We start from the raw sequence: 16,531 nt of genomic DNA, 5'->3' as shown, positions 1-16,531 counted from the left end.
GGGTTCAGCGGGTCTCCTCGGCGAGCTCGCGCCGCAGATGGGCGGCGATCTCGTCGACGTACGGCGGGTCCAGCAGCGACAGGTGATGGCCGGCGACGCGGACGACCGTCAGACGCGGGCACACCTCGTCCCAGCCGAGCGCCTCGTCGTCCCGCTCGTACGCCGGGTCGCGCACGGTGTGGGGGGCGGGCTCGGCGGCCCGGTACAGCACCACCCGCCCGTCGTGGCGGCCCGGCCGGTGGGCCTCGCCGATCCGCAGATCGAGGTAGGAGGCGCGCTGGTGCTCCAGGGCGGCGGGCGGCACCTCGGCGGCCTCGCGCAGCGCCCGCAGCACGGTGTCGACACGCTCGCCGTCGTCGTCCGTCGCCGCCAACTCGTCGTAGGGCAGCCCCAGTCGCACCCCGTACGTCTCGGCGACATGGCGGGCGAACCCGGTGAAGTGGGCGCGGATCCGGTCGGCCGGGGTGTGTCCGGGCGGCTGGGGGAGGGGGCGCACGGAGTCGATGAGCGCGACCAGCCCGACGTCCCGGCCGGCGGCCGTCAGCTGCCGGGCGGCCTCCTGGGCGACGAAGCCGCCGAACGACCAACCACCCAGCAGACAGGGTCCCTCGGGATGCACCGCTGCCACGGCCTCGACGTACCGGCGCGCCTTCTCGGCCACCGTCCGCGCCTCCTCCACCCGCTCCAGCCCGTACACCGGCCGCGCCGTGCCGAGCCGTTCGACGAGCGACCGGTAGACATCGGTGGTGCCACCGGCGGCGTGGACGAGGAAGAACGGCGGTCGGGAGCCGGTGCCGTGGAGGGTCCGGATCGGGAGGCCCGCGGCGGCTGTTCGCCGGGTGGGGGAGAGGAGGCCGTGGTCGGCCGACGCGGCCCGGCGCGGTTGACCGGCCGCCATCGGATCGACCGGCGACATCGGTATGGCGGGCTGCGATGTCGTCGGCGGGGCCGACTGGGACGCCGGTACGGCGGGCTGTAGGGCCGGCTGGGGAGCCGCCGGTACTACGGGCGGGTGCGGAGCGTCCAGTGCGGCCGGGTGCGGCGCCTGCACGGTCGGTGGCGGAGTCGTCGGTGCCCCCGCGAGGGCCGGTTCCGTCGCCGGTCCGGGTTCGGCCAGGGCCTGCTGGATGCGTACCGCCGTCTCCTCGACCGTCGCGGCGCCCAGCAGGTCCCGCAGGGGCAGTTCCCTCCCGAAGTCGCGTTGCAGGCCGGCGCGTATGCGGACGGCCATGAGGGAGTCGAGGCCGAGTTCTGCGAAGCGGGTGGCCGGTGTGACCCGGGCCTGCGGGTGCCCCGTCACGACGGCGATGTGATGGCACAGCCGAGCGGCGACCGAGGCGCCCTCATTGCCGCGCACCGCCACCGGGCCGCCCGCCTCATCCGCGCCCCGCACTTCCTGCGCGCCGCGCACCCCCACCGGGCTCCCGAGGTCCGCCGCACCCACCCCCACGCCGCGACCCCCGTCGGCACCGGTCAGGTCCGCCCCTGTCACGCGGTCGTCGACCGCGCCCGCCGCAGGTCCCCTGCCTTCGGTCGGGGAGGCGACCGCGACCGTCCCCCCGGTCGGCCGGGCCGCGCCGCTCCCGCCCCGCCCGTCCGTCCACCAGTGCCGTACATGCCGCCAGCGTGGTCCCGGCAGGTCGGCGACCCGGCCCGGCGGCAGCGGCAGGCGCAGTCCGGCGGTGTGCAAACCGGCCAGCTGGGTGAGGAACCCGGCGGAACCGTCGGCGTCGCGGCGCAGTGAGCCGACGGCGAGCGCGCCTGGCGCGGTGTCGGTGAGGGCTCCGGTGAGGACCGGATGGGGCGAGATCTCGACGAAGGCCGCGTGGCCGTCGGCGGACGCAGAGGCGACGGCGCGGTCCAGCCGTACCGGTCGCCGCAGGTTCGCCGCCCAGTGCGCGGCGTCGAAGAGGCAGTCGCCCCGAGGGTCGTCCAGAACGGTGGAGTAGACGGGGACGCGGGGTCGTCCGCCCCGGATGTCGGCCAGGGATGCCGTCAACTCGGGTAGCAACGGCTCGACTTGGGGCGAGTGCCCGGCGCCGGTCACCCGCATGGCCCGCACGGCACGCCCTTCGCGCTCCAGGCGGCGGACGAGCCGGGTCACCGCCGCCTCCTCGCCGGTGACGACCTTCTGGGTGGGCGAGGAGTGCACGGCGACATGGACGCCCGGGAAGTGCCGCTCCAGCGCGTCGAGTTCGTCGTCGGCGAGGTCGACGACCGCCATGCCGCCGCCGCGCAGCCCGCTGAGCAGCCGGGCCCGTACGGCGACCACCCGGGCGGCCTCCGACACGTCCAGCGCCCCCGCGCACACCGCGGCGGCCACCTCGCCCAGGGAGTGACCGATGACGGCGGCGGGCTCGACGCCGTACGCGCGCCACAGCTCGGCGAGCGCCAGCTGGAAGCCGAACAGCACCGGCTGGGCGATCTCCAGACGATCGAGCGGACCGTCCGAGGCGAGGTGTTCGAGGAGTGACAGACCGCACTCCGGGGCGAGTTGCCCGTCCAGTTTCTCCACGGCGGTCGCGAAGGCGGGCTCCTCGGCCAGCAGTCGACGCCCCATCCCGGCCCACTGACCGCCGTACCCGGAGAAGACCCACACCGGCCCCCGCCCGACGAGGTCACGGTCACCCGTCACGACCCGGGGGTGGGTCAGGCCCCGCCCCAACGCCCGCAACCCGTCGGCCAGTTCGTCACGGTCACGGGCGACGATCGCGGCGCGTACGGGCCCCCGGCCGGTGCGCCCGGCGAGCGTGCGGGCCACGTCCGCCAGGTGCACGGCGCCGCCCTCGGGCGTCCCCAGCCAGTCGGCGAGCCGGGCCGCCGTGTCCCGGACGCGTACGGCGTCGACGTCGGAGAGGACGTGCAGGCGTGCCGTCGGCTCGTCGGCCGGGGGCGGCAGCAGCGCGCCGGGCCGCCACTCCTGAAGAACGGCATGGGCGTTGGTGCCGCCGAACCCGAACCCGGAGACCCCCGCGGTGGCCGTACCGCCGTACCGGGGCCACGGCTCGGGCTCGGTGACGACCCGCAGCCGTACGTCGTCGAGGGAGCTGCCCTCGGCGAGACAGTGCAGTGACGGCGGAACGAGGTCGTGGTGCAGGGCGAGTACGGTCTTCACCAGGCCGGCGATCCCGGCGGCCGACTCCAGATGCCCGAGGTTGCCCTTGACGGAGCCGAGGAGCAGCGGCTGGTCGGGGTCGCGGCCCGCGCCGAGCACCGCGGCGAGCGCGTCCGCCTCGATCGGGTCGCCGAGCGGGGTGCCGGTGCCGTGCGCCTCGACGTGGTCGATGTGCGACGGGGTGAGGCCGGCGCGCGCGTAGGCGGTGGCCAGCAGGTCCTGCTGGGCGGCCGGGTTGGGTGCCAGCAGGCCGTTGGAGCGGCCGTCGGAGTTGACCGCGGTGGCGCGGATGACGGCGAGGACGCGGTCGCCGTCCCGTTCGGCGTCGGACAGCCGTTTCAGCAGCACGGCCGCGCATCCCTCGCCGCGTCCGATGCCGTCGGCCGCCGCCGAGAACGGCTTGCAGCGCCCGTCCGGCGCCAGGGCGCCCGCCCGGCGGAAGGCGACGGTCACGGTGGGGGAGAGCAGCAGATTGACGCCGGCGGCGATCGCCGTGTCGCTCTCGCCCGTGCGCAGACTGACACACGCGTGGTGCACGGCGACCAGCGACGACGAACAGGCCGTGTCGACGGCCATGCTGGGCCCACGGGTGTCCAGGACATAGGCCAGCCGGCCCGCCGCGACGCTCAGCGCCCCACCCGCCGGCGCCCACGGGTCGACGGCCGCCGGGTCGGCGCCGGTGAGCTGCCCGTACTCGGGCGCGGAGATCCCGACGAAGACCCCGGTGGCGGTGCCCGCGAGCGACGCGGCGGGGACGGCGGCATGGTCGAGGGTCTCCCGGACGACCTCCAGGAGGAGACGCTGCTGCGGGTCCATGACCGCCGCCTCGCGCGGGGTGATCCTGAAGAAGTCCGCGTCGAACCCGGCGATGTCGTCTAGGAAACCGCCGTACGGCTGGGCGTCGGCGGGCGGGAACGCGGTGAAGTCACGCCACCGGTCCTCCGGGACGCGGCGGATCGCGTCGACGCCCTCGGTCAGCAGCCGCCAGTAGTCGCCCGGCCCGTGCACGCCGCCCGGCAGCCGGCAGCCCACGCCGACGACCGCGATCGGCTCGCCCGGCGCGGCCACGACGGGGGCCCGCGCGACCCGCGGGGCCGGCTCCGGCGCCGTACCGCACAGCCGGGCCACCAGGGCGTCACCGGTCGAGGCCTCCCAGACCAGCGTGACCGGCAGGTCCCGGCCCGTCGCCCTCGACAGGTCCCCGGCGAGCACCACCGCGTCCCGCGAGGACATACCGAGATCGGCGAGCGGCCGGTCCATCGGCACGTCCGCCACGGCCCCACCGCTCCAGGCGGCCACCCGCTCGGCGACCAGCCGCCGCAACTCCCCCTCCTCGACGTTCCGGACGGCCCTCACGGGGAGACCTCCGTCCAGTCACCCGCCACATACCGCTCGCGGGTGAGCGCCCGTGACACCTTGCCGCTGGACGTGCGGGGCACGGCGCCCGGCGGGACGAGGACGACGTCGGCGAGGCGCAGCCCGTGCCGGGCGGAGACCGCGGCGCGCACGGCACGGGCCACGGCCGGGACGTCGAGGTCGGCCAGGGTCGTGGTACGGACATGCTCCGCGACGACCACCACCCGCTCGCCCGCACCGCCGGGGACCCCGAAGGCGGCGAGCCGGTCGCGCCGCAGCGCCGGGTGCGCGTCCTGGGCCGTGGCCTCCACGTCCTGCGGGTAGTGGTTGCGGCCGTCGACGACGATGAGGTCCTTCAGCCGGCCGGTGACGATCAACTGCCCGTCCAGGACCGTGCCCAGATCGCCGGTGCGCAGCCAGTCGCCCGGACCGTCGTCGGGGTCGGCGAACGCGGCACCGAAGACCCGCCGGGTCTGCCGCTCCTGATTCCGGTAGCCCCGCCCCACGTTGGGGCCCTGCACCCAGATCTCGCCGACCTCCCCCTCCGCCAGTGCGGCGCGGGACACCGGGTCGGCGATCCGGACCCGCTGGCCCGCCGGGGCGCCGCAGCCGGCCAGCAGCACCGCCCTCGGATCGTCGGGCCGGGCGGGCAGTGCCTTGCCGGTGGCGAGGGCGTCACGGTCGAGCGCGTACCTGCGCAGCGATTCACCGGGCCGGGCCGCGCTGACGAAGACGGTCGCCTCGGCCAGCCCGTACGACGGGCAGTGCGTCCCGGCCGGGAGCCCCTGTGCGGCGAAGGCGGCGTGGAAGCGGGCGGCCGTACCGGGCCGCACCGGCTCGCTGCCGTTGATCAGCGCGGCCACCTCGCCCAGCCGCAGCCCCGCCTTCTGGGTCTCGGTGACGGCTGACGCGCAGTAGTCGTAGGCGAAGTTGGGCGCCGCGCTCAGCGCTCGCGGATGCGCGGCGAGCAGCCGCAGCCAGCGCACGGGCTCGTGCAGGAACGCCACCGGGTCCATCAGCACCGACAGCAGCCCCCGCACCACCGGCGCCGCGACGCTCAGCACGAGCCCCATGTCGTGGTACAGCGGCAGCCAGCCCACACAGGTCACCGGGCGGGTGTCGGCCCCGTAGGCGGTGAGCGCCTGACGGGCGTTGGCGACGACGTTGGCGTGGGTGATCTCCACGCCGGCCGGGGTCCGGGTCGAGCCGGAGGTGTACTGGAGGTAGGCGACCGCCGTGGCGTCCGGCGGCTCGGGCCGCCACCCGTCGGCGGCGGCGTCGGGCACCTCGTCGGCGGTGACGATCCGCACGGAGGGGTCGGCGCAGAACTCCCGTACCTGCTCCCGCAGGGGGCCCGTGGTGACGACCACGGCCGGGCCCGCGTCGGCCAGCACGGCCGCCAGCCGGTCGCCGTGGCCGGGCAGCCCGGGCGGATACAGCGGTACGGCGACCAGCCCGGCGGTGAGCGCCCCGAGGAACGCGGTGACATAGTCCGTCCCCTGCGGGCACAGCACCGCGACGCGCTCCCCGGGCGCGGTCTCCTCGGCGAGCCGGGCGGCCACGGCCCGCACCCGCAGATCCAGCCGCCGCCAGGTCAGCGTGCGGTGGACGCCCCGCGAGTGCGGGGCCGGATGGTCGACGAACGTGAGCGCCCGACGGTCGGGAGTGGTCGTGGCCCAGTGCCCCACATACTCCGGCAGACTCCGGGACGGGGGTGCGAACGGGGGACGTCGGCTGTCCATCGGGCATGGCTCCTCACGTCGCGGGACGGGGCTTGCGGGGGCGGACGGGCCGGTCACAGGGGGATGTTGCCGTGGCGGCGTTGGGGCATCGGGGCGCGTTTGCCGCCGAGGACGCGCAGGGCGCGGCACACATGGGAGCGGGTGTCGCGGGGGGCGATGACCGCGTCGACGTACCCCCGCTCGGCGGCGAGGTACGGCGTGCCGTGCGTGATCTCGTACGCGGCGACCAGCCGGGCGCGCAGCGCCTCGGGGTCGGCCGCCGCGGCGAGTTCACGGCGGTGCAGGACGCCCACCGCGCCCTCGGCGCCCATGACGGCGATGCGCGCGGTGGGCCAGGCCAGGTTGATGTCGGCGCCGAGGTGCTTGGAGCCCATCACGGCGTAACCGCCGCCGTACGCCTTGCGCACCACCACCGTGACCTTCGGTACGGTCGCCTCGGCGTACGCGTACAGCAGTTTGGCACCCCGGCGGATGATGCCCGCCTGCTCCTGGCGGACGCCGGAGAGATAGCCGGGCACATCGGCGAAGGTCAGCAGCGGGATGCCGAACGCGTCGCAGAACCGTACGAAGCGCGCCGCCTTCTCGGAGGCGTCGATGTCGAGGACCCCGGCGGCGTGCAGCGGCTGGTTGGCGACGACCCCGACGGAGGCGCCCTCGACGAGCGCGAGGGCGCAGATGATGTTCGGCGCGAACAGCTCCTGCACCTCCAGGAGTTCACCGTCGTCGACGACCGCGCGCAGCACGTCCCGCATGTCGTAGGCCTGCCCGAGCCGGTCCGGCACCACCGTGTCCAGAACCGCCCCGTCCGGCACGGTCCCCGGCGTGTACCGCGGGGGCGGCTCCAGGTTGTTGGCGGGCAGGTACGACAGCAGGTCCCGTACGGTGTCGAGGGCGTCCACCTCGTCGGCGGCGAGGAAGTGGGCGTTGCCGTTGACGGTGTTGCTGGTGCGGGCGCCGCCCAGTTCCTCGGCGCTGGTGCGTTCGCCGGTGACGGTCTCGATGACGTCGGGCCCGGTGACGAACATGTGCGAGGCGCCGTCCACCATCACGGTGAAGTCGGTGATCGCGGGGGAGTAGGCGGCCCCGCCGGCGCACGGCCCGAGGACGACCGAGATCTGCGGGATCACCCCGGACGCCCGTACGTTGCGGCGGACCAGTTCGGCGTAGAGGGCGAGCGAGGTGACGCCCTCCTGGATGCGGGCGCCGCCTCCGTCGTTGAGCCCGATGACGGGGCAGCCCGTCTTCAGTGCGAGGTCCATCAGGGCAAGGGTCTTCTCCCCGAACGCCTCGCCCATGCTGCCGCCGAAGACAGTGGCGTCCTGGGCGAACACACAGACCGGGCGGCCGTCGATCGTGCCGTGCCCGGTGACCACCCCGTCGCCGTAGGGGCGGTGGGCGCCGTCGCCGGTGGGCCGGGCCCGCACGAACAACCCGGTCTCGGTGAACGAGCCCGCGTCCAGCAGCAGATCGATCCGCTCCCGGGCGCCGTACTCACCGCGTCTCCTGGGACTGTGGGGAGCCACCGCCAGCGCCCGGCGCTCCGCCAGGTCGCCGACGCGGTCGGCGGTGCGGTCCGGGGTCCGCTCGACGGCGGGGGCACCGACCGGACCGGCGGCGGGTTCCGGCACGCGGGTCGGCGTCCGTTCCGCCGGCCGCCTCGTCCGGGATGTCGTCACCTCAAGTGTCACAGCCACCTCCGAAGTGGCTTTCGAATATGGCAGCGCGACGGCGGAAGACCCCTGGAATCGTGGGTTCATTTGCGGGAGTTGAGTCCTGTGGGCCCGGCGTTAGTCCCGTGGTGACAACGACGGGTCTTCGACAGGTGAGAATGCGGCCCCGGCCGACATCACCCTGCAGTCGGTCGCGCGATCGCGCTGACCCGGACGGCCCAGAGCACCGCAGGCCGGGCAGCCGATCAGCACCCCATCGAGCTGAACCGACCTCGTGCACGCTCCCGGCTGCACGCTCCGGCATCCGCGTCACCGACATCCACGGCCAGACGCCCACCGACACCGGCATCTCCGTCACTCGGAACGTGGACCAGTCGGGGCGCGCACAGTTCACCGAGCGCCGAGGGCCGGGAAGGATGGGCCCATGGATGTCGACGCACTGCGCCGGGAGACCCCGGGCACCGCCCACCGGATCCACCTCAACAACGCCGGAGCCGGCCTGCTCTCCCGGCAGACCCTGACGGCCATCACCTCCCACCTCGAACTGGAAGCGGCCATCGGCGGCTACGAGGCCGCGGCACGGGAAAGGGAACGGATCGACGCCACCTCCACCCATATCGCCCGACTGCTGGGAGGGCGGCCCGAGGAGGTCGCCCTCTTCGACAACTCCACCCACGCCTGGAACGCCGCCTTCTACTCCCTCACCTTCAAACCCGGCGACCGCATCCTCACCGGCCGCGACGAGTACGGCAGCAACGTCCTCGCCTACCTCCAGGTCGCCCGCCGCACCGGCGCGGAGGTCGTGGTCGTCCCCGACGACGAACACGGCCGGCTCGACACGGCCGCCCTCGCCGCGCTGATCGACGAGCGGACCAGGCTGGTCGGCGTCACCCATGTGCCGACCAGCGGCGGGCTGGTCAACCCCGCCGCCGAGATCGGCCGGATCACCCGCGCCGCCGGGGTGCCGTTCCTGCTCGACGCCACCCAGTCCGTGGGGCAGTTCCCGGTCGACGTCACCGAGATCGGCTGCGACCTGCTCACCGCCACCGGCCGCAAGTTCCTGCGCGGCCCACGCGGCACCGGCTTCCTGTGGGTGCGGCCCGAGGCACTGGAGTACCTGGACCCGCACGTCATCGAGATCCAGGCCGCCACCTGGGACGGCGAGCGGGGCTTCATCTGGCAGCCCGGCGCCCGGCGCTTCGAGAGCTGGGAGACCGGCTACGCCAATGTGCTGGGCCTCGACACCGCCGTACGCCAGGCCCTCGACCTGGGACTGGACCGGATCGGCGAACGGGCCTTCGCCCTCGGCGCGTATCTGCGCGACCGCCTCGACGCCCTGCCCGGCGTCACCACCCACGACCTCGGCGCGCACCGCTGCGCCATCGTGACCGCCAAGGTCGACGGCGTGCCCGCCGCGGACGTCGCCGCCGCTCTCGCCCGACGCGGCATCAACGTCACCTACACCGTCCCCGAGCACACCCCGTTCGACACCGAACACCGGGGCGTCCATCCCCTGGTCCGGCTCTCCCCGCACTACTACAACACCGAGGCCGAACTCGACCTGGCGGTCGAGGCGGTGGCCGACATCGCCTCCGGCGGGTGACACCAGGGCCCGGAGCGGCCGACGCCGCCCCGGGCCCTTTCCTGGAGCCACCCCCGTCCGGTGTCTCAGGACTCCTTGCCGCGGCCGGTCATCGCGTCGCGCAGACGGTCGACGAAACCCATGCCCGGCGCCAGCATCTTGTTGGCGGGGGGCTTGTCCGGCGCGGACGGGTGCGGTCGCGTCGGCGCCGTCTTCTTGGCCGTCCGCACCTTGTCGCCCAGCTGGTCCAGCATCTCCGCCGGACACGACTGGGTCATCCGGGGGAAGAGGTTGCTCTCCTCGTCCCGCACATGGCTCCGGATCTCCGTCATCAGCTGGCTGATCAGCCGGTCGAACTCGGGGTCGTCGGCCTCGCACCGCTCCAGGTCCTTCATGATGCGCTCGGCCCCGGCGTGGTCCTCCAGCTCGCGGTCGGCGATCGCGTCCCCGTCGGCCACGTGCTCACGGACCGCCGGGTAGAGGTACGCCTCCTCGGCGACCGAGTGACGGACCAGTTCGATGATGACCTGGTCCGCGTACTCCTTGCGCTTGGAATGACCCGAGGGCAGCTGCTCGATCTTGCCGAAGAGCTCCTCCACCTCGCGATGGTCGGTCTTGAGTTCCTCGACGACGTTTCCGCCGTGTCCCATGACTCGCTCCTTTCCGCCTGTCCCGGCCGTCTGCGCCGCACGGGTACGAGGGGGGCCAGTGAACCCCCTTCGTGTCCGCTTTCGATGCATTGATCCCTTGGTGGTCAGGTCGGCCGGCCTCTGTGGCCGAGGACACGTCCGTTCCGTGGTCTGCGCCATTTCCGTCCCGACGGTCCCCGGCTACGTTCTTCGGTGCGCGCTCCCCAGTACCCACGGATGGCCCAGTGCACGCAGATCTCTCCCCTCTCATCGCGGCGACCGCCCAGTGGCTGACACGCGCCTACCCGGCGGGCGGCGGCGCGCTCGACTCCGCCCTCTGCGAGGCGCAGGCCCGGCAGGCCGTGACCGTGGCCGCATGGCTGCGCTACCCGACGCCGATGGACGCCGGACTCGTGGGCGTCGCCGGGCCCGGCGGCTCGGCCCGGCTCGACTGGATCACCGGCTGCGAGACGGCCCACGCGTCGGAGGACGAGCACGCCTGGCGGACCTGGGTGGACGAGGTCGTCGCCAGCTGGGCGGCCTGCCTGCTCACCGACCCCGTCCTCGCCGGAGCCGCGGTGACAGCCCTCGCCGGCACCCACCACACCGCCGGTTCCCCCGTCGCCTTCCGCCGGCTGCTCACCCCGGACGCGCACGACCGCCGGGCGGCCGCGCTGCTGCGTCACCCCGACCTCCTCGCCCCCGTGGCCGGACTCCACCACTCCGGCCTCCTCGACGCACTGCGGCCGGGACAGGCCCTGACGGCCTGAACCCCGGCCGCGACGCGCCCGGCCGCCCGCTACCAGCGCAGCGGAAGGCCCGCGAGGAACTCGGTGAGCAGGTTCGCGAGGACCCGGTGGTCGTTGAGCGACGGATGCCAGTCGCAGCCGAGGAGATCCAGGGCCGCGTCGCCGTAGAACCAGTGGCGGACCCGGTCGTCGCCCCGCCGGTTGCGCTCCCGCACGATCCTCGTGGTGGCGTCGGCGAACGGCCGGGTGGCGGAGACCACCAGGAACGTGCCGCGACCGTAGCGCGCACGCAGCCGGTCGAGGAACCCGTGGTAGGCGCTCTCGTAGTCGGCGACCAGTGCCTCCTGCGTGGCCCAGCGCTCGCCCGGCCGCAGGGCCGTGGAGAAGTCGTTGATGCCGAGACCGATCACCACGACCTGCGGGCGCCAGCTGTCGGGCTTGCGCCAGACGTCGCCGTCCACGTTCAGCAGGGCCCGGTCGTAGAACGTGCGGTAGCTGACGCCCGGGTCGCCGCCGTTGTAGTTGCGGACCATGCCGCGCCCGGAGATCGCGTTGATCTGGTGGTCCGCGTCGAGCCTGCGCGCGGTCAGCGCGCCGAACGTGAGATCGGCGTTGCTGTTCCGGTTGACCCCGCCGTTGCCCGAACAGTCCCGCGTCCGCGACACATTGCCGTACCCGGCGGTGAACGAGTCGCCGATGAACTCGATCTGCCGGGTCCGCGCCCGGGGCGCCCCGAGGATCGCCCCTCCGGGGGCCGCCACGAACCCGCCGAAGCGTCCCACCGCCCACGGGCTCTCGGTGCGCTTGACGAGCCGCACGGTGTGCTCGGTGTCGGACAGTCCGCGGAGCCAGGACACGGTCCGGCCCGGGGTGACCAGCGTGGCGGCGGTCGTCCCGTCGACACGGACGTCGTAGTCGTTGTTCGTGTCGTCGAGGACGATCCCGACGCCGGTGCCCCGGAACCGTGCCTCGAAGTACACGCCGGGCCAGCTGTACTGGACCATCCCGTCGCCGGCTTCCTTCACCCGGCCCACGGTGTGGAACACGGCCCGTGCGTCGGCCGCCGCCCGCGCGGGGGAGGGGACGACGGCGGTGACGAGACCCGCGGCGGCGGCCGCCACCACGGTCCTGCGGGAGAGGTGCGACTGTGGGGGTAAGGGCCGAGACGTGTGCATGTGGCATCCCTTCGACACGCGGACAACGGAGGGGCGCGGAGGTGTGGGAGCGCTCCCAGGTCATGCGCTTTCGAAGGTGACCGCCCCACACGACCCCGTCAACCCCTCTGGTCGACATCCGTCACGGGCCTATATCCGTCAGGGGCCGGATCTCCGTCACGGGCCGTATGGGCGGGGGCGCCCCCCTCCGTCACAGCCGTTCGCTTCCGGAAGCCGCCGGGAGCCGGAAGCCGCCGGGAGCCGGGAGCCGGACGGCGGGCCCCTAATCCTGCGGCGGGAGCGTCAGGCCCTTCTGGTACGCGTAACGCACCGCCTGCGCCCGGTCCTTCACACCGGTCTTGGCGAAGAGGTTGTTGATGTGCGTCTTGACCGTGGCCGGGGAGACATGGAGGGCGCGGGCGATCTCCGAGTTGGTGAGCCCGTCGGCGATGCGCGCCAGCACCTCGGTCTCACGGGCGGTCAGGTTGCCGGGGAGGGTCTCCGGGGCCGCGGCCGGGCGGGAGAGATGCTCCACAAGACGCCGCTGGACCGGAGGGGAGAGGCCGGCGTCACCGCTCAGCACGGCACGGATCGCCCGGACGATCTCGTCACCGTCGGCGTCCTTGGTGAGATAGCCGCGCGCTCCGGCCCGAAGCGCCGGGAAGAGGGAGTCGTCGTCGGCGTAGGTGGTGAGGACGACAACTTCGGTGCCTGGGTGGTCGGCGCGGATTCGGCGGGTCGCCTCCACCCCGTCGCAGCGGGGCATGCGCAGATCCATCAGGACGACGTCCGGGGCGAGTTCGGCGACGAGCCGTACGGCCTCCTCGCCGTCGCCCGCCGAGCCGACCACCTCGATGCCGGGCAGCAGCCCCAGGATCATCACGATGCCCTCGCGCACCACGGTCTGGTCGTCGGCGACCACCACCCGCGCCGTACGGCCGCCCTCCGCCCCCTCGTTCACGCCGGCACCCGCAGCCGCACCACGAAGCCCTCCTCGTCCGGTCCTGCCTCCAGGGTGCCGCCGAGCAGCTCGGCCCGCTCCCGCATCCCGGGCAGACCGTACCCCGAGCCGGACCGGGCCAGTCCGCCGCCGTCCCGCCAGGGACCGCACCGGGCGCCGAAGTCCCTTATCTCCAGGGTGACATGAGCGTCCTCGTAGACCAGCCGCAGCCGCACTCGGGCGCCGGGCGCATGCTTGCGCACGTTGGTCAGGGCCTCCTGGGCCACCCGGCGCACCGTCTGCGCGGCCTCCCCCGACAGCTCGCGGCGTTCGCCGGTGACCTCCAGCACGGCGCTCGCCTCGGCGAGGGCGGCCAGATCGCGCACATACTCCTCCACCGGGGCCGGCTCGCCGCGCAGCGCGGACAGCGCCTGACGGGTCTCGGCCAGGCCCTCGCGAGCCATGGTGCGGGCGGCGACGACTCGTTCGAGGATCCGCCCCCGCTCGGCGTGGCGCTCGATCAGCAGCCGGGCCGCCTCCAGATGGACCAGCTGGGCGGAGAGACTGTGGGCGAGGACGTCGTGCATGTCGCGGGCGATGCGGGCCCGTTCGGCGAGGGCTGCCGACTCCGCCTGGGCCTCCAGGGCGGCCCGTTCGCGGTCCTGGAGTCGGCGGGCGTTGCCACGTGCCTCGGCGTCCAGGCGCAGGGCGTAACCGAGGAGACAGAGGCCGGCCCCCGTCGCGGTGGCCGTGGGCCAGTGGTCGTCCGCCGTCGCGGTGTAGCCCGCCAGGGCCAGGGCGGCGACGGGCACGGCGGCGGCCAACGGCAGTCGTCGCAGGGCCAGGACGGCGACGGCGCACCACACCAAGACCGCCAGCACCTCGAAGCCCACGGCCCGGGCCGCCACTGCGAGACCTGCCGCGGCGAGGACCGCCAGCAGCGAGGCCCGCAACCGCCGGGCGAGGGTGAGCCGGAAGAACACCCACACACCCAGGGCGCAGCAGGTCACGGCGACCACGTCGAACAGCGTCCGCCAGGACAGGAGCGGGTGCCCGGAAAGCCCGCGCCACAGCAGCAGGCCGGTCAAGAAGACCCGTACACCCCAGGAGCACAGCCGCCCGTACCGCGTGGCGCCCTCCTGGGAGAGCGCCTCCCGCGAGGGCCAGCTCGTCCATGCCAGACGACGACTCACACATGGTCCTTCCGGACGGCGACGGGGAACGCGACGACTCGGTCGGCATCACGGTACGTCGGCTCCAGGAGGCGGGCCCGCCGCATGAGCAGCCCGTCGCGCGTCAGCAGGGTCACCGCCAGCCCGAGTATCAGCGTGCCGCTGCCCTGCTCCACGCCGACCGCCGCACCGGCGCCGTACAGCCCGGCGCGCGCGGTGATCCCGCCGAGCCACACCAGGCCGGTGGCCTTCGTGCCCTTGGCCCACACCGAGCCGTCCGGGGCCCGCCACACGCGAGGGGTCACCGCCCAGCCGAGGCCCGTGAGCAGCCCCACGACCACTTCGGCGCCGAGCAGCGTCCCGGCGGCGACCGGATGCCGTCCGTCGAGCAGCCCCGGTTCCCGCACCGCGATCACCACCAGGACGACGGGCAGCACCCACCACCGCTGGTCCCGGTCGATCCGCTGCGCCAGGAACTGCCGTGCGACCACCCACACCAGGACCGCGACGATCACCGACATGTGGACGGACTCGGACATGGTCGCCTCCGGGGAACGGGAAAGTTCTGTGCTCCTTCAAACTTGGCAGAGGCACAGGTCAGGGGGATCGGAGGCAGGGGGGATCCGGGGTGGAGGTGTGCTCTCCACCCAGGGATGGACACGTGTCTTCCCCGTCGAGGCTTCGGAAGGCGCCCGCGGCGTCAGCCCGCCGTGTCGTCCACACGCAGCCGCACCTGCTCCTCCAAGCGGCGCAGGCTGGTGTCGAGCGCGTCGGCCACGGCCTGTTCGCCCGGGTCGTGGGTGTCGTCGAAGAAGGACAGATGGACCGTCACCTCGCTGGCGCCGCTGCCGATGCCGGCGACCTGCAGCCACCCCGTGTAGCTCGACCGGCCCCGTGTGCCCCACTCCAGCCGCATCTGGTCGCGCTGGGCGCGCAGCAGGGCGTCGGTGTCCTCGTCGGTGCGGTCCTCGTGCACGGTGACGGCGGGCAGATCGGCCACCTCCACGTGCAGGGCGTCCGGCATCCAGGCGTCCAGCTGGTCGAGGTTGGCGGCCTGGTCGAACACGTGCTCAGGCTGTGCGGGCATCGTGCGGGAACGTTCGTACTCGGTCATGGCGGCAGCACCCCGACCCGTCTCGGCGCAGCGGACCCGCGCGTGGGCCTGCCGGGTACCCGGCGGTCCCGGCGGTGAATCCGCCACCGGGCCGGTGCGGCCGGGGCGCCGACCGCTGAGGTGACTGAACGGTTTCGGGTACCCGTGCGCCGGCGGCGCCGCGAAAGGAGTGTGCGCCGGATACAGCGATGGCAGCGATGCGCGAGGAGGTACGCGATGCGACTGCGGGACCACGTGGTGGTGGTGACGGGAGCGTCCAGCGGGATCGGCCGGGCCACGGCGGAGGCCTTCGCCCGGAAGGGGTGCGCCGTGGTGCTGGCCGCGCGCCGCGAGGAGGCGCTGGCGGCGACCGCACAGGAATGCCAGAAGCACCGAGGGGCCCGGACCCTGGTCGTGCCGACCGACACGACGGACGTCAAGGCGGTCGAGGACCTGGCCACCCGGGCGGTACGGGAGTTCGGCCGGATCGACGTCTGGGTCAACAACGCGGCCGTCAACGCCTTCGGCCGCTTCGAGGACGTACCGCTGGAGGACTTCCGAAAGGTCCTCGACGTCAACGTGATGGGCTATGTGTACGGGGCGCGGGCCGCGCTGCCGGTGATGCGGGCGCAGGGCCACGGGACACTGGTCAACATCTCGTCCGTCGCGGGGGCCGTCGCACAGCCGTACAGCCACCCGTACAGCATGTCGAAGCACGCCGTGCAGGGGCTCGGGTCGAGTCTGCGGCAGCAGCTGCGGGTGGAGGGCGTGAAGGGAATCGAGGTGTGCACGGTGATGCCGGCGACCATCGACACCCCGCACTTCGAGCAGGCGGCCAACTTCACCGGGCGCAAGGTGCTCGCCATGCCGCCCGTCCACAGTCCCGAGCAGGTCGCCAAGGCCGTCGTCGACCTGGTCCGCCACCCGCGTCGCGAGGTCGTCGTCGGCCCCGCCGGCAAGGCCCTGGTGCGCCAGGCGCGGAGGTCACCGGCCCTTGCGGAGCGGGCGATGGCGCGGCAGACCGACAAGACCCACCTGTCCCACGACGAGGCGGCACCGGCCACCCATGGCGCGCTGCACGTACCGGCGCCCGGAGAGGGCGCGGTGCACGGCGGCTGGGGCGGCCGACGCCGCACCGCGATGCGCCGTACGGCCACCGTCGCACTGGTCGGAGCGGGGGTGGCCGCCGCCGGACGCCGGATCAGCCGGAGCGCCTGACAGAGCGGGGCCGGGGGGGGGGGGGAAAAACCCCCCCCCCCCCCCCCCCCCCCCCCCCCCCCCCCCCCCCCCCCCCCCCCCTCCCCCCCCCCCCCCCCCCCCCCCCCACCT

Annotated in this window: 12 protein-coding genes; 3 read left to right on the top strand and 9 right to left on the bottom strand. The window is 74.1% G+C overall.

Annotated elements, in window-relative coordinates; all coding sequences use genetic code 11:
* Positions 1-4 precede the first annotated feature (4 nt).
* From ACZ43N_RS18980 to ACZ43N_RS18970, 3 genes are read right to left on the bottom strand one after another with little or no spacing between them, the layout of a single operon-like run.
* Positions 5-4,471 (bottom strand): beta-ketoacyl synthase N-terminal-like domain-containing protein, encoded by a 4,467-nt coding sequence (locus ACZ43N_RS18980; protein ID WP_468098761.1) that lies wholly within the window; start codon positions 4,469-4,471, stop codon positions 5-7.
* A complete protein-coding gene (locus ACZ43N_RS18975) occupies positions 4,468-6,213 on the bottom strand; it encodes a fatty acyl-AMP ligase (protein WP_468098759.1) in 1,746 nt (581 codons plus the stop codon). Before ACZ43N_RS18975 ends, ACZ43N_RS18980 begins: the two co-directional genes overlap by 4 nt.
* Before the next feature lie 53 nt (positions 6,214-6,266).
* Positions 6,267-7,889 carry an acyl-CoA carboxylase subunit beta gene (locus ACZ43N_RS18970; RefSeq protein ID WP_468099050.1) on the bottom strand — a complete coding sequence of 541 codons (1,623 nt, stop codon included), beginning with the start codon at positions 7,887-7,889 and terminating at the stop codon, positions 6,267-6,269.
* A 418-nt stretch (positions 7,890-8,307) separates the two neighbouring features.
* Here ACZ43N_RS18970 and ACZ43N_RS18965 point away from each other — a divergent pair, with 418 nt between their 5' ends.
* The gene (locus ACZ43N_RS18965; RefSeq protein ID WP_468098758.1) at positions 8,308-9,486 is read left to right on the top strand and encodes an aminotransferase class V-fold PLP-dependent enzyme; all 1,179 of its coding nucleotides are present in this window, start codon (positions 8,308-8,310) and stop codon (positions 9,484-9,486) included.
* A 65-nt stretch (positions 9,487-9,551) separates the two neighbouring features.
* On the opposite strand, the gene ACZ43N_RS18960 is transcribed toward ACZ43N_RS18965, so the two are convergent.
* A complete protein-coding gene (locus tag ACZ43N_RS18960; protein ID WP_468098756.1) occupies positions 9,552-10,115 on the bottom strand; it encodes a hemerythrin domain-containing protein in 564 nt (187 codons plus the stop codon).
* 224 nt (positions 10,116-10,339) lie between these two features.
* On the opposite strand from ACZ43N_RS18960, the gene ACZ43N_RS18955 reads away from it, so the two are divergent.
* The gene (locus ACZ43N_RS18955) at positions 10,340-10,864 is read left to right on the top strand and encodes a hypothetical protein (RefSeq protein ID WP_468098755.1); all 525 of its coding nucleotides are present in this window, start codon (positions 10,340-10,342) and stop codon (positions 10,862-10,864) included.
* A gap of 29 nt (positions 10,865-10,893) precedes the next feature.
* Here the strand turns inward: ACZ43N_RS18955 and ACZ43N_RS18950 are convergent, their stop codons facing one another.
* From ACZ43N_RS18950 to ACZ43N_RS18930, 5 genes are all read right to left on the bottom strand, one after another.
* On the bottom strand, positions 10,894-12,018 hold the full coding sequence (locus ACZ43N_RS18950) for an SGNH/GDSL hydrolase family protein (protein WP_468098754.1): 1,125 nt from the start codon (positions 12,016-12,018) through the stop codon (positions 10,894-10,896).
* A gap of 262 nt (positions 12,019-12,280) precedes the next feature.
* On the bottom strand, positions 12,281-12,958 hold the full coding sequence (locus ACZ43N_RS18945) for a response regulator transcription factor (RefSeq protein WP_468098753.1): 678 nt from the start codon (positions 12,956-12,958) through the stop codon (positions 12,281-12,283).
* Positions 12,955-14,130, bottom strand: a complete 1,176-nt coding sequence (locus tag ACZ43N_RS18940; RefSeq protein WP_468098752.1) for a sensor histidine kinase — start codon at positions 14,128-14,130, stop codon at positions 12,955-12,957. Before ACZ43N_RS18940 ends, ACZ43N_RS18945 begins: the two co-directional genes overlap by 4 nt.
* The gene (locus ACZ43N_RS18935; protein WP_468098751.1) at positions 14,127-14,648 is read right to left on the bottom strand and encodes a DUF1453 domain-containing protein; all 522 of its coding nucleotides are present in this window, start codon (positions 14,646-14,648) and stop codon (positions 14,127-14,129) included. The genes ACZ43N_RS18940 and ACZ43N_RS18935 overlap by 4 nt, the downstream gene beginning before the upstream one ends.
* Before the next feature lie 161 nt (positions 14,649-14,809).
* The gene (locus tag ACZ43N_RS18930) at positions 14,810-15,223 is read right to left on the bottom strand and encodes an SRPBCC family protein (RefSeq protein WP_468098749.1); all 414 of its coding nucleotides are present in this window, start codon (positions 15,221-15,223) and stop codon (positions 14,810-14,812) included.
* 216 nt (positions 15,224-15,439) lie between these two features.
* Here ACZ43N_RS18930 and ACZ43N_RS18925 point away from each other — a divergent pair, with 216 nt between their 5' ends.
* Positions 15,440-16,420 (top strand): SDR family oxidoreductase, encoded by a 981-nt coding sequence (locus ACZ43N_RS18925; protein ID WP_468098748.1) that lies wholly within the window; start codon positions 15,440-15,442, stop codon positions 16,418-16,420.
* Positions 16,421-16,531: the final 111 nt, after the last annotated feature.

This window comes from Streptomyces sp. NPDC030814 (assembly GCF_055572155.1).
The sequence above is the reverse complement of the archived record's forward strand: the minus strand, read 5'-3'. Positions and strand labels throughout refer to the sequence as shown.

What these genes read in the sequence shown, in the direction of transcription:
- ACZ43N_RS18935 (WP_468098751.1), bottom strand. Translation starts at nt 14,648, where the DNA reads ATGTCCGAGTCCGTCCACATGTCGGTGATCGTCGCGGTCCTGGTGTGG.
- ACZ43N_RS18960 (WP_468098756.1), bottom strand. Translation starts at nt 10,115, where the DNA reads ATGGGACACGGCGGAAACGTCGTCGAGGAACTCAAGACCGACCATCGC.
- ACZ43N_RS18975 (WP_468098759.1), bottom strand. Translation starts at nt 6,213, where the DNA reads ATGGACAGCCGACGTCCCCCGTTCGCACCCCCGTCCCGGAGTCTGCCG.
- ACZ43N_RS18925 (WP_468098748.1), top strand. Translation starts at nt 15,440, where the DNA reads ATGCGACTGCGGGACCACGTGGTGGTGGTGACGGGAGCGTCCAGCGGG.
- ACZ43N_RS18950 (WP_468098754.1), bottom strand. Translation starts at nt 12,018, where the DNA reads ATGCACACGTCTCGGCCCTTACCCCCACAGTCGCACCTCTCCCGCAGG.
- ACZ43N_RS18930 (WP_468098749.1), bottom strand. Translation starts at nt 15,223, where the DNA reads ATGACCGAGTACGAACGTTCCCGCACGATGCCCGCACAGCCTGAGCAC.
- ACZ43N_RS18965 (WP_468098758.1), top strand. Translation starts at nt 8,308, where the DNA reads ATGGATGTCGACGCACTGCGCCGGGAGACCCCGGGCACCGCCCACCGG.